This window comes from Gordonia sp. UCD-TK1 (assembly GCF_001691435.1).
GTDB lineage: Bacteria > Actinomycetota > Actinomycetes > Mycobacteriales > Mycobacteriaceae > Gordonia > Gordonia hongkongensis.
Map to the genome: position 1 here is coordinate 76339 of NZ_LZMP01000068.1, position 12235 is coordinate 88573.

At 68.2% G+C, this 12235-nt stretch carries 13 protein-coding genes and 1 pseudogene; 8 read left to right on the forward strand and 6 right to left on the reverse strand.

Annotated elements, in window-relative coordinates:
• Window positions 1-421: 421 nt before the first annotated feature.
• Window positions 422-760 carry a transposase family protein gene (locus A9310_RS25410; RefSeq protein ID WP_226514297.1) on the forward strand — a complete coding sequence of 113 codons (339 nt, stop codon included), beginning with the start codon at window positions 422-424 and terminating at the stop codon, window positions 758-760.
• A 215-nt stretch (window positions 761-975) separates the two neighbouring features.
• Here A9310_RS25410 and A9310_RS22635 read toward each other — a convergent pair whose 3' ends face one another.
• The 5 genes from A9310_RS22635 to A9310_RS22655 are packed head-to-tail and all read right to left on the reverse strand — an operon-like array spanning window position 976 to window position 5663.
• A complete protein-coding gene (locus A9310_RS22635) occupies window positions 976-1401 on the reverse strand; it encodes a tautomerase family protein (RefSeq protein ID WP_065632483.1) in 426 nt (141 codons plus the stop codon).
• A 43-nt stretch (window positions 1402-1444) separates the two neighbouring features.
• The gene (locus A9310_RS22640) at window positions 1445-2197 is read right to left on the reverse strand and encodes an SDR family NAD(P)-dependent oxidoreductase (protein ID WP_083207498.1); all 753 of its coding nucleotides are present in this window, start codon (window positions 2195-2197) and stop codon (window positions 1445-1447) included.
• Window positions 2198-2219: 22 nt separating this feature from the next.
• Complete coding sequence (locus A9310_RS22645) at window positions 2220-3713, reverse strand: aldehyde dehydrogenase (RefSeq protein ID WP_139104724.1); 1494 nt, start codon at window positions 3711-3713, stop codon at window positions 2220-2222.
• A gap of 4 nt (window positions 3714-3717) precedes the next feature.
• Window positions 3718-4773 (reverse strand): 4-hydroxy-2-oxovalerate aldolase, encoded by a 1056-nt coding sequence (gene dmpG, locus A9310_RS22650; protein ID WP_058249712.1) that lies wholly within the window; start codon window positions 4771-4773, stop codon window positions 3718-3720.
• The gene (locus tag A9310_RS22655) at window positions 4770-5663 is read right to left on the reverse strand and encodes an acetaldehyde dehydrogenase (acetylating) (protein ID WP_065632484.1); all 894 of its coding nucleotides are present in this window, start codon (window positions 5661-5663) and stop codon (window positions 4770-4772) included. Before A9310_RS22655 ends, dmpG begins: the two co-directional genes overlap by 4 nt.
• Before the next feature lie 246 nt (window positions 5664-5909).
• On the opposite strand from A9310_RS22655, the gene A9310_RS22660 reads away from it, so the two are divergent.
• The 7 genes and pseudogenes from A9310_RS22660 to A9310_RS22690 all read left to right on the forward strand — a co-directional run bounded on the left by A9310_RS22660 (window position 5910) and on the right by A9310_RS22690 (window position 11493).
• Complete coding sequence (locus A9310_RS22660) at window positions 5910-6998, forward strand: VOC family protein (protein ID WP_065632485.1); 1089 nt, start codon at window positions 5910-5912, stop codon at window positions 6996-6998.
• A 16-nt stretch (window positions 6999-7014) separates the two neighbouring features.
• Window positions 7015-8276 (forward strand): annotated as a pseudogene (locus tag A9310_RS22665) (acyl-CoA dehydrogenase family protein).
• A 154-nt stretch (window positions 8277-8430) separates the two neighbouring features.
• Window positions 8431-8925, forward strand: a complete 495-nt coding sequence (gene msrB / locus A9310_RS22670) for a peptide-methionine (R)-S-oxide reductase MsrB (RefSeq protein WP_065632486.1) — start codon at window positions 8431-8433, stop codon at window positions 8923-8925.
• Window positions 8922-9470 carry a peptide-methionine (S)-S-oxide reductase MsrA gene (gene msrA / locus A9310_RS22675; protein ID WP_065632487.1) on the forward strand — a complete coding sequence of 183 codons (549 nt, stop codon included), beginning with the start codon at window positions 8922-8924 and terminating at the stop codon, window positions 9468-9470. Before msrB ends, msrA begins: the two co-directional genes overlap by 4 nt.
• A gap of 123 nt (window positions 9471-9593) precedes the next feature.
• Window positions 9594-9977, forward strand: coding sequence for a hypothetical protein (locus tag A9310_RS22680; protein WP_065632488.1), 384 nt, complete (start codon window positions 9594-9596; stop codon window positions 9975-9977).
• Window positions 9974-10549, forward strand: coding sequence for a zeta toxin family protein (locus A9310_RS22685; RefSeq protein ID WP_065632489.1), 576 nt, complete (start codon window positions 9974-9976; stop codon window positions 10547-10549). Before A9310_RS22680 ends, A9310_RS22685 begins: the two co-directional genes overlap by 4 nt.
• Complete coding sequence (locus tag A9310_RS22690) at window positions 10546-11493, forward strand: PfkB family carbohydrate kinase (protein WP_065632490.1); 948 nt, start codon at window positions 10546-10548, stop codon at window positions 11491-11493. Before A9310_RS22685 ends, A9310_RS22690 begins: the two co-directional genes overlap by 4 nt.
• Window positions 11494-11517: 24 nt before the next feature.
• Here A9310_RS22690 and A9310_RS22695 read toward each other — a convergent pair whose 3' ends face one another.
• Window positions 11518-12150, reverse strand: coding sequence for a flavin reductase family protein (locus tag A9310_RS22695; RefSeq protein WP_083207506.1), 633 nt, complete (start codon window positions 12148-12150; stop codon window positions 11518-11520).
• Between the last annotated feature and the right edge of the window lie 85 nt (window positions 12151-12235).

Below are 12235 nucleotides of genomic sequence, written 5' to 3' on the forward strand. Positions count from 1 at the left end.
CGAGCCGGATGCGTTGCAGCGACTGGCCAGGTTGGCGGAAGTACTTCGTTCCAGCTCCAGGACGATGGTTGGTGGGTCGTAGACGTGACTCCTGTGTGACTGGTGGGGTTTCTGTTCACTACAGTCCACCACGGTTCACCGCTGGGGCGTGTGTGACATACATTGCCTGACAGGCACATTCGTCGGCAATCGGGTTGTGGATAAGTCTCGTCGTCGAACGTTTTGGGCTCTTCTGACGTCGAAGTGGGTTCCTTTTCGCGAGCCTAACGCACGCAACGCCCAGTCTCGCTTAGGTTTTGATTTGCGAAGAACAAGACCAAAGGAGTGGGCGTTGCGCACTGTCAGAGTACTGCAGAAGTTGCTCGGAATCGAGCGTGCCCGTGTTGTGGGTGTCAGGTTCGATGAGGATGACCGCGGGCAGATGGTGGTCGTGTCGCTGGAACTGCACAAGAACGCACGATCACGGTGCCCGCACTGTAAGAAGCGCTGCCCTGGTTACGATCAACCTGCGGCGCCGCGACGGTGGCGACATCTCGACATGGGCGGTTGGCGGTGCTTCCTCGAGTTGCCCGCCAAGCGTGTGCAGTGTCCTCGCCATGATGTGAAGACTGAGTTGGTTCCGTGGGCACGTCCGGAAGCGAAGATGACCAGGGCGTTCGACGACACCGTCGCACCGACGCGCCATGCGACTCGACGACGCCCTCGTCTAGTCACTGCCCCGACCACCAGACCCGCCGGCGTCGACTCCGATGCCACATGACCTTTGACAACTCCACAGTGTGAAACGCGCCGTGGCCGCGGGGATCGTGTAGCGAAAGATGCTAGTTAGCAGAAAGTTTCGCTACAGATACCAGCAGGTGCGGTTGTCGGCCCTTCGAGGCTCGTCGCGTGCGCTCCTCGCGCCTCAGGGAGCGGGGGTCGCTCGTCGCTAGCGCTCCTCGCACCCCGGGGACCAGTGGGTGTGGTCCTTGCGGCTCAGGGAGCAGTATGGCGAGCAGCACGAATCGAGATCTCCGACGCCCGGACATCACTCGCCGGCACGCCGGCGATGCCCCAATTCTCCGGCGCCACCTCGACAATCTGTCCACGGACGCCCGAGCGTTCAACGTCCAGGTGCTCGACGACGAGATCGGTGAACGCGGCCAGAAGTTCCGAACGCTGCTGCGCCGGACGGCCTGCGAGCACGATGGCGGTGAAATAGGGGGCTGCTGACCCGCCGTCGGCGACGAGCTGTCCGCCGACGGCGAGGTCGGTCGGGTCGTACTGCACGACGAAGGCGCGTACCCGCTCGATCGGTGAGTCGAGGATGCGGGAGTAGGCCGCACTCGCGGCGGTCAGCAGAGCGGCGCGCTGCTCGGTGGACGCGCTGCCGACGGGGATGTGGAAGTGTGCAACCGGCATGTTGGCTCCGTTCGGGAAGTGCCTGCGTCCGTTTCGGACCGGGCTACTGGATGCCGTGGCGAGTTCCGCCGTCGGCGTTGAGGACGCTGCCGTGCAGCACGGCGGCCTGGGGCTCGAGCAACATCTCGACGAGCCAGGCGATCTCGTCCAGTGTGGGCAGGCGACCCAGCGTGGTCTTGGCCGTGTACCTGTCCCAGATCTCCTGCGGCGCGGCACCGGTCTCACGCGATTCGGTGTCGACGAAGGCGCGGAGCCGAGGGGTGTCGATGGGCCCGGGCGCGATGGTGTGCACGGTGACACCCCGGGGTCCATAGAGTGCCGAGATCTGTCGCATCAGATTGAACAACGCGGCATTGGCGGTGCCCGGGCCCGCGTCGAGGGGGCCCGGCTCGAGTCCGAGTGAACCCGCGACCGCGACGAACCGCGAGCCCTCGGCGAGATGGTCGCGGACGGCTCGCAGCAACCGGACAGTGCCGGCCACCTTGATGTTGGCGGCGGTGGCCAGCAGCGACGGCTCGATCGCGTCCGCGGAGCCTCGGACCGGCAGGCCGGCCGCGAACACCGCGAGCCGCACGGTTCCTTCGAGATGTCCGCGGATCGAGTCCACGGAGCCGTCCTCGGCGATGTCGGCGACGCACGAGACGATGAGATCGTCTGTCGCGGACAGCCGTTCGAGTTCGTCGGCACGACGCCCCACCGCGAGAACCCGCATCCCCCGCGCCACCAGGCGTCGTGTGATCACGGTCCCCATCGCGCCGGTCGCGCCGACGACGACGCATGTCTCGGTTGCCGGCACGGTTCCTGTTCCCAACACGGGCCTACTTCCGGATGCGGAGCGTCACCGCGCGCGGCTCGGTGAAGAACTCCCGGGAGTACTGGCCACCCTCGCGACCCAGGCCGCTGATGCCCTCGCCGCCGAAGGGCAGTCGGAGATCGCGTTCGAAGAAGGTGTTGATCCACACCGTGCCGGCCTTCCAGCGAGCCGCCATCCGATGAGCCCGATCGAGGTTCTGCGTGAACAGGATTCCGGCGAGACCGTAGGGGGAGTCATTGGTGATGCGCAGCGCCTCCTCTTCGGTGTCGAAGCCCAGAACCGTCTCGACGGGACCGAAGATCTCCTCACGTGCCGTACGGGAGTCGTTGGTCAGGCCGGTGATGACGGTCGGCGGATAGTAGAAGCCGCCCGCCCGATCGGAGTCGGTGAGTCGTTCGCCGCCGGTGATGATCTTGCCGCCTTCATCCTGCGCGAGTTCGACGTAGCTGTGCACCTTGTCGAGGTGCCGCTGCTCGATGAGCGGCCCCATGAACGTCGTCGGGTCCTTCGGGTCCCCGACCACGAGCTTCCGCGCCTCCTCGACGAAGCGCTCGACGAATTCCTCCCGGATCGAGTTCTGCACCAGCAGTCGCGAACCCGACAGGCAGACCTGCCCGTTGCCGCCGAAGATGGCCCGAAGGGACATCGGCACGGCCACATCGAGATCGGCGTCGGCGAACACGATGTTGGCCGACTTGCCACCCATCTCGGCCGAGACCGGCGTGTGGTTCGCCGCGGCCGCCTGCAGGATCTTCACGCCGGTGGCGCTCGACCCGGTGAAGGTGATGCGGTCGACGCGTGGATCGGACGTCAGCGGCCCCGCGACGGCCTCGCCCCCGAAGCCGTGGACGACGTTGAGCACCCCCGGGGGCAGGCCGGCTTCGAGTGCGATCTGTGCGAACCGATTGGCGGTCAACGGGGTCTGGGGCGCGGGTTTGAGGACGACGGTGTTGCCGAAAGCCAACGCGGGCGCGATCTTCCACGTGGCCAGCATCAGCGGTGCGTTCCAGGGACTGATCGCGGACACGACCCCGGCGGGGGGATAGAGGACGTAGGACAGCAGGTCGCCGTCCGGATAGGCCTCGTTCGCGGCCATCGAGACGTAATCGGCAAAGAACCGCAGATTGTGGGCCACCCGCGGGATCTCGGCATGCAGCGACTGCGTGATCGTCTTGCCGCCGTCGCGGGTCTCGAGCTGCGCCAGCTCTTCTCGGTGGTCGTCGACTGCGTCGGCGACCGCATGCAGGATCGCCGCGCGTTCCTTGGCCGACATCTGCGGCCACGGCCCGTCGTCGAAAGCTGCTCGGGCAGAGTCGATCGCAGCGAGACCGTCGTCGGCGGTGCCGCGCGCCACCCGCGCGAGCAACGTGCCGTCATGCGGGTCGCGCGACTCGAACGTCGCACCGTCCGAAGCTGTGCGCCACTCATCCCCGATGAGGTGGCGGACCTCGGCGGTACCGTTCTGATCGGTGCTTGTCAGATGGCTGGAAAGAGTCATTGCGTCACACCTCTGCCGCGACGGGCGTCTCGTACGTGCGGCCCGCGAGTTCCGAGGCCACATCGATGATCATGTCTTCCTGGCCGCCGATCACCCCGCGCCGGCCGAGTTCGAGCAGGATGTCCCGGGCCGGGACCCCGAACTTCTTCGCAGCGCGCTTGGTGGGGTGGAAGAACGTCGAGTACACCCCGGCGTATCCCAGTACGAGAGCGGTCTCGTCGACGATCTGCGGCTCGGTCATCAGTGGGGCCACGACGTTCTCGGCGGTGTCGATGAGCGGGAACAGCTCGACGCCGGTGTCCCAGCCGGCGCGTTCGAATGCGGCGGCGAGGACTTCGGTCTGGGCGTTGCCCGCGCTCGCGCCGAGCCCTCGGAGCGAGCCGTCGATGTAGGTGGCGCCGTTCTCGGCGGCGGTGAGCGCGTTGGCGATCCCGACACCGAGGTTGTTGTGGGCATGGAAACCGATGTCCGCGGAGATCGCCTCGCGCAGTGCCGCGACCCGCTCGCCGGCCTGCCGCGGGACGAGCGCACCTGCGGAGTCGACGACGTACACGACGTCGGCGCCGTAGGAGTCGAGCTTGGCCGCCTGCTCGGCGAGTGCGTCGGGTTCGAGTTTGTGGCTCATCATGAGAAAGGTCATCACGGTGAGACCGTTCTCCTTCGCCCATTCGACAGGCTGCTGCCCGCAATCGGCTTCGGTGCAGTGGACGGCGACGCGGACGGTCGAGATGCCGGCGTCCACCGCCGCCTGCAGTTCGTTCAGCGTCGCGATGCCCGGTACGTAGAGGGCCGCGATGTCGGCGTTGTCGACCGCGTCGACGGCGGCGCGCACGTACTCGGGGTCGGTGGCCGCGGCGAAGCCGTACTGGACCGACGACGCACCGAGACCGATGCCGTGTGCCACTTCGATTGTCGGGACGCCGGCCCGGTCGAGGCCGGCCGCGATGGCGGCGACGTCGCGTGTGGTGAACCGGTGCGAGACACTCGACATCCCGTCACGCAGCGTCGTGTCGACGAGGGTGACCGATCGTGGCCCGCGGGCCGGGGACTGGCTGGTCATCGCAGTGCTCCTGTCTGAAGTGCCGCTGTCGCGGCCCTCTCCTGCGCCATCACCTCGGCGACCTGCACGGCGGCCGCGGTGATGATGTCGAGATTGCCTGCGTACGTGGGTAAGAAGTCGCCGGCGCCGACGACCTCGAGCATCACGGTCACCAGATCGCCATCGGTGTCGACGAGCTTGAGGGTGTAACCGGGGACGTAGCGCTGGACCTCGGCGACCATGTCGACCACGGCGCGTTCGATGGCCACGGGATCAGGGTTGCGCACTTTCGCATACACCGTGTCGCGCATGTTCATCGGCGGTTCGGCCGGGTTGATCACCGAGATCGCCTTGGCCCGGTCCGCTCCCGCGACCTGCGCCAGGGCGCGCCCCGTCTTCTCGCTGAACTCGCTCAGATTCTGCCGCGTTCCCGGACCCGCACTCGCCGACGCGATGGCCGCGACGATCTCTCCGTAGGCGGCGTCGGCGGCCTGGTTGATCGCGTAGAGGATCGGGATGGTGGCTTGCCCGGCGCAGCTCACCATGTTCACGTTGGGCGCGTTCACGTGTTCGCGGAGGTTGACCGCGGGGACGACGTAAGGGCCGACCGAGGCGGGCGTCAGATCGATCGCGGTGATCCCCGCGTCGGCGTAGCGGGGCGCGACGGCGGCGTGGACCTTGGCGGAGGTGGCCTCGAAGACGAGGTCGGGGGGCGAGGACTGCCGTAGCAACCAGTCCACGCCCTCGGCCGACGCCTCGAGTCCTTCCTCGCGCGCCCGGCGCAAACCCTCACTGGCGGAATCGATCCCGACCATGTGGACCGGTTCTACGTACTCGGACCGCAGCAGTTTGTACATCAGGTCCGTCCCGATGTTGCCCGATCCCACAATGGCGGCGGTCAACCGGCTCATCGCATGTCTCCTCTGCTCGTGCTCACGTTCGGTCTCGGTCGCCGTCGGCGTGCTCGACACCGAACCTAAGGAGCGGTTGCCGTCTCCGGGGCCAAGGCACGGGCAGTCCGAACGCGGAGCGCATCGGCGGCACCGTTGTTCGGATATCCCGAATGGCGGTGACGGCAGTCACAACTCGTCGCCATGCTGAGGCCCATCAGCCAGCAGCCACCGAGATCCGGTGTCGCACGATCCACAGGAGAACCGATGACCGAGAACGCCGCACGCTTCGATGTCGCGCACCTCGCGCGAGCCGAACTGTTGAGCCCCAAGCCCCAGGAGACCCTCGACTTCTTCACCAGGTTCCTGGGCATGTATGTCACCCAGCGCGAAGGCCAGTCCGTCTACCTCCGGGCCTACGAGGACCCCTACCCGTGGAGTCTGAAGATCACCGAGTCCGCCGAACCCGGGATGGGCCATGCCGGCATGCGGACCAGCTCCCCCGAGGCGCTCGAACGCCGTGCCGCCTCGCTGCAGGGCGGGAACATCGAGACCTCGTGGCACGAGGACGAGTTCGGCTACGGCAAGACGCTCGCGTACAAGACCGCCGACGGTCACGACTTCGCGCTGGTGTGGGAAGCCGAGACCTACGTCGCGCCACCGGAACTGCAGAGCAAGATCCTCACCCGGCCGTCGAAGAAGCCGTTGCAGGGGATTCCGGTCAAGCGCATCGACCACCTCAACCTGATGGCCTCGGACGTCACCGCGCTCAAGACCGAGTTCGAACGCCACCTCGGGTTCCGAACCACCGAGCGCGTCGTCGACGGTGACGTCGAGATCGGCGCCTGGATGAGCTCGAACATCCTCGGCCACGAGGTCGCCTGCATGCGCGACATGACCGGCGGGCGCGGCAAACTGCATCACCTCGCCTTCTACTACGGCACGGGTCAGCACAACATCGACGCCGTGGAGATGTTCCGCGAGTACGACATCCGCATCGAAGCCGGTCCGGACCGGCACGGGATCACCCAGGGGCAGTTCCTCTACGTGTTCGAACCGGGTGGCAACCGCATCGAGTTGTTCGGCGAGTCCGGATATCTGCATCTCGATCCGTCGGCCGAGACGAAGACCTGGCAGATGTCCGACATCGACACCGGTCTGGCCGTCGGCGGCGCGAAGCTGCCGTGGGAGACCTACTTCACCTACGGCACCCCCAATCCGCTTCCGCTCGACGAGCACATCACGGCGTTCGCCGACTTCGGGCCGGGTGCACCCGCGCCGGAGGTCGAGGCGGTCGTCGAACTGGTGCCCGACGAGATCGAGAGGTCGCGTGCCGGGGCCGACGCACCGGTCTGATCGGGAGATTCCCTGACTGTCATCGACATCGCCGCGGTGTCGTCGTCCGACGAACGTGCCCGACCAGCCACCGCGGATCGCCGACACCCTGTACCACGACCTCGTGTCGCCGGCGAGGTCGCGGTGGTCCGCCGCCGGGTTCGGGAAGTCGCGCTCCGCGACGTCGCCCCGGTGGCCGATCGGATCGCGCGGGGCGACGAACGGCTCGACGGCTTCCCGCGCGACGTGTTCGATCGGCTGGCCGCGGCGGGGATCTACCGCATCCCTTTCGCGGCCGACGTCGGCGGCGACGGACTGGCCCACCCGGCGACCGCGACGGCCACCGCCGTCGAAGAACTGGCGTACTTCTCCAACAGCGTCGCCGCGATCTTCGACGTCCATTGCATCCTCGCGGGCAACGCCGTCAACCGGGGCACGCCGGAGCAGCGCCGCCGGTGGCTGGCACCGGTCGTCGCCGGCGAGATCGTGGGCGCGTTCGCCACCAGCGAGCCGGCCGCGTCGAGTGATCTCTCACCCGAGGCGGTCCGGCCCGTGGCGCACCGCCGCGGCGACGGCTGGGTGCTGAACGGACGCAAGCGCTGGATCACCAACTCCGTTGTCGCCGCGTTCGTCGTGGTGCTCGCGCGCACCGGTGACCGGCTCTCGACGTTCATCGTCCCGACCGACACCCCGGGCGTCCGGGTGGGCACGCCCGATCGCAAGCTCGGGAACAAGGGGCAGATCACCGCGGACGTGCACCTCGACGACGTGGGGCTGGGACCGGAGGCCCTTCTCGGGACCGAGGGAGGCGGGCTGAAGGTCGCATTGCAGACGCTGACCTACGGGCGCATCGGGATCGCGGCCGCGGGTGTCGGTATGGCGCAGGCCGCCTTCGACCGGACGGCGGCACACCTGAGCACCCGGGTGGCGTTCGGCGCACCGCTCGCAGCCCGGCAGCACTGGCAGTTCCTCATGGCCGACCGCGCGACCGAGATCGCGATCTCGCGGGACCTCTACATCAAGGCGGCGATGCGGCTCGATTCCGGCACGCGCTTCCCCGAACCGGAGGCGGCGATGGCCAAGCTGCGCGGTACCGAGGTCGCGGTCCAGATGGCGCGCGACGCGGTCCAGGCGTTCGGCGGGTCCGGGTTCACCCAGGAGCTGGGCGACGACGACTCGTCGGGTCCGGTCGAGGCGGTGTACCGGGACAGCAAGATCGGCGAGATCTACGAGGGTGCCAGCGAGGTGCAGCGCTGGGTGCTCGCTCGGCAGATCTTCGGGCGTGACGTCGTGGGCTGACGGTGGTCCGCCGCGGCGCGGGGCCGCCGTCCACCTGGTGGGCGGCGGCCCTCTCGTGTGTCGGGACCAAATCGGGGCATCGTGGTGTTGTGCACGGTGACGCCCTCCGAGCGCCGTCGAACGACGGAGCCGGGGAGCGTCGGCAGGAGGAGAAGTGAGCAACACCTACCGCAAGACCCCCGAGGCACTGAGCCGCCTCACCGACGTCCAATACCGCGTCACCCAGGGTGACGGGACCGAGCGCGCCTTCGACAACGAGTACTGGGACAACCACGAACCCGGCCTGTACGTCGACGTCGTATCCGGACAGCCGCTGTTCTCGTCGACCGACAAATACGACAGCGGCACCGGCTGGCCGAGCTTTAACAAGCCGATCGAGCCCGACGCGGTCGCCACCAAGACCGACCGCACCCTGTGGATGCGACGCACCGAGGTGCGCTCGTCCGGCGCCGACAGCCACCTCGGGCACGTCTTCGACGACGGGCCGCGCGAGGCCGGCGGACAGCGCTACTGCATGAATTCGGCCTCGTTGCGGTTCATCCCGGTCGGCGAGCTCGAGGCGGAGGGGTACGGCGAGTACGCCGGCCTGTTCGGCGGCACGCACGCCACGGATTCCCACACCACCGACACCCAGGAGGAGAACGCATGACGACCGACACCGGCCAGATCACCGTCCGTCCCGGCACCGAGACCGCGGTCCTCGCGGGCGGGTGCTTCTGGGGGATGGAAGACCTGATCCGCAAGCAGCCCGGCGTCCTGGACACCCGGGTCGGCTACACGGGCGGACAGAACGACCACGCCACCTATCGCAACCACCCCGGTCACGCGGAGGCCGTCGAGATCGTGTTCGACCCGACGCTGACGTCGTATCGCGACATCCTGGCGTTCTTCTTCCAGATCCACGACCCGACCACGCGCAACCGGCAGGGGAACGACGTCGGTACGAGTTACCGCTCGGCGATCTTCCCGGTGACACCGGAGCAGGAGCTCATCGCCCGGGACACCATCGCCGACGTCGATGCGTCGGGGCTGTGGCCCGGCAAGGCGGTCACGACGATCGAGGAGCTGGGTCCGTTCTGGCAGGCCGAGCCCGAGCATCAGGACTACCTCCTCAACTTCCCGAACGGGTACACCTGCCACTTCCCGCGACCGGGATGGGTGTTGCCGAAGCGGGACGCGGCGTCCACGCGGTGACGCGCGAGGCCGACTGACAGTGCCGCGGCCCGTCGACGGTCGTGCGACAACGACCGTCGACGGGTTCGTCGGCGTATGCTGAGGCGATGTAGCACTCTGCTACAGACGCGCGGGAGGTGTGGGATGAGCACTGGTACGGACAAGGTGACCCGGCTGTCTGCCGCGTTGGTGTCCGATGCGGCCCGGGAGGGTGCGCGAGAGCAGCGGTCGGCGCGGCAGCAACTCGAACACTGGGCGCGACTCGGGCGCAGCGTCTCGCAGCGCACCACCGCGTCGCGTCAGCGGGTCGAGGCCGCGCTGGCGGGCGATCTGCCGGGAGAGGTGCTGACCGTCGAGGAAGCCGTCGTCTACGACGCCGAGATCGACGCACATCTCGAAGCGCGGCTCGCGACCGACGACCACGTGGTTCGTCGTGCTTCGGCAGGGTTGTCCTCGGTGGTCGTCGATGACGCCGGACGGCTCGTCGAACACCGCCCCGACGGGACGAGTGTCATCCTCGGGCAGTGACTCCTCGGCTCGATCTGGTCGTCGGATGCAACGGCGCGGGTAAGTCGACGCTGGTCGAGCGTCATCTGCAACCCCTGCTGCATGTGCCCTTCGTCAACGCCGACCTGATCGCCCGGCAGCGGTGGCCCGACTCCGCGGAAGCCCATTCCTACGACGCCGCCCGGTTGGCKGCGGCGACCCGCGACACTCTCATCGAGCGCGGCACCTCGTTCATCGCCGAGACGGTCTTCTCGCATCCCTCGAAACTGGAGCTCATCGAACGTGCGCATACCGCCGGATACCGAGTCGCGCTGCACGTCGTGATGATCCCCGAGGCTCTCGCCGTCCATCGCGTCCGATTGCGCGTGGACAGTGGCGGGCACGCGGTCCTGGAGGTCAAGATCCGCGAGCGCTTCCGACGCCTGTGGCCGCTCGTCCGGACGGCCATCGCGCGGAGTGACCTGGCAACCGTGTACGCCAACGAGCGACCGACCACGCGCATCGTCGCGCGGTACGTCGACGGTCTGGTCGCCGGCGTACCCGACTGGCCGGACTGGACGCCGGGTGCGCTGACGGATACGAAGGCACGATGACTTCCCTCGATCGAGCCGGCCGACTTCTCGTCGTCGGCGCTGTCAACGTCGATCTCGTGGTGGCGACCGACCGTCTGCCGGGGCCCGGTGAGACGGTCGTCGGTCCGAGCGTGACTCGTCACGGCGGCGGGAAGGGCGCGAACGCCGCCGTCGCCGCGGCGCGTGCGGGTGCCGAGGTGCGTTATTGCGGCGCAGTGGGTTCTGACGACATGGGCGCGAGCGCACTCGCCGAACTGCGGGACTCCGGTGTCGACGTGACGGACGTGGACGTGCTCGACGGCGTCGCCACCGGGCTGGCGCTGATCGTCGTCGATCCGCACGGGGAGAACCAGATCGCGGTCGGGGCAGGCGCGAATGCCGTCCTTGGTGCCGATGAGGTCCGTGCCGCGGTCGACCGCGCGGCGGGGTGGGCCGGCTGTGTCCTCGTCAGCACCGAGATCCCGGCCGACGCCGTTGCCGCAGCCGCGACGACGGCGGCTGCGCGGGGTATGCGATGCGTCGTCAACCCGGCCCCGGTGTTGCCGTCGACGGTCGACCTGATGGGCTCGGCGCCGGTGCTGACGCCCAACTCGTCGGAACTCCTGGACCTGTGCACGTTGATCGCCGACGGTCGGGTAGCCGCGGAGCTCCCGGCAGCCGAGCGGGCAGCGGCGGTCGCGTCCCGAACGGGCGCACCGGTTCTCGTGACCCTCGGTGCCGACGGCGTCCTGATCGCCGATCCCGCGTCCGAGGTGATCTCGCTTCCCGCCGGACGGGTCGGGCGGGTCGTTGACACGACCGGCGCGGGTGACACCTTCAACGGCGTGTTCGCGGCCGCGCTCGCCGCCGGCTCGACGGTCGTCGAGGCGGCGAGACGTGGTGTCGCGGCGGCGTCGTTGTCCGTCGCCGCGGTCGGCGCCCGGACCGGGATGCCGAGCAACGAACAGATCCGCCACGCGATGTGAGCGGAACCGGCCGGGAGGGAGCCGCTAGCGGGTGGCCGGTTTCGGCCGCTTCATGAACCGGTGATGGTCGTCGCTCGGCAGGAAATAGTCGCCCTGCCCGCCCGCGCGCAGCAGCGGCCGGGCGCCGGCCGTGTCGTAGGTCTGGTCGTCGCGCAACAGATGGGTGGCGATGTGGATCTTGACCACCTCGCCCAGCACCATCCAGGTGTCGACGAGGTCGCCTGCAGCCGTGCGCAATTGGAACGACTGGGTGGTTCGGCACTCGAAACTCACCGGACTCTCGCCGACCCGGGGCGGGGCCACGAGATCAGAAGCCAGGGGCGTCAGACCGGCGACGACGAACTCGTCCTCGCCGGCGGGCACCGCAGCCGAGGTGGCGTTCATCTGCTCGCCGAGGCCGTCGGTCGCGAGATTCCAGACGAACTCGCCGGACCCGACCGAGTTGGCGACGGTGTCCTTGTAACCGACGCTGGCGAAACCGACGACCGGCGGCGTGTAGTTGAAGAGGTTGAAGAAGCTGTAGGGAGCCAGATTGCCGACGCCGTCGTCGGACACCGTCGAGATCCAGCCGATCGGCCGCGGCGCCACGATGGCATTCACCGGGTCGTGGGAGAGCCGATGGCCGTGCGACGGCTCGTAGGAGTGGTAGGTCGTCACCATGGCCACGGTACGTCAGCCCGCCGCCCGTTCCATCGCGTGCGTAAGGTGAGGTGCGACCGACCACCGCGCACATCGACGATCG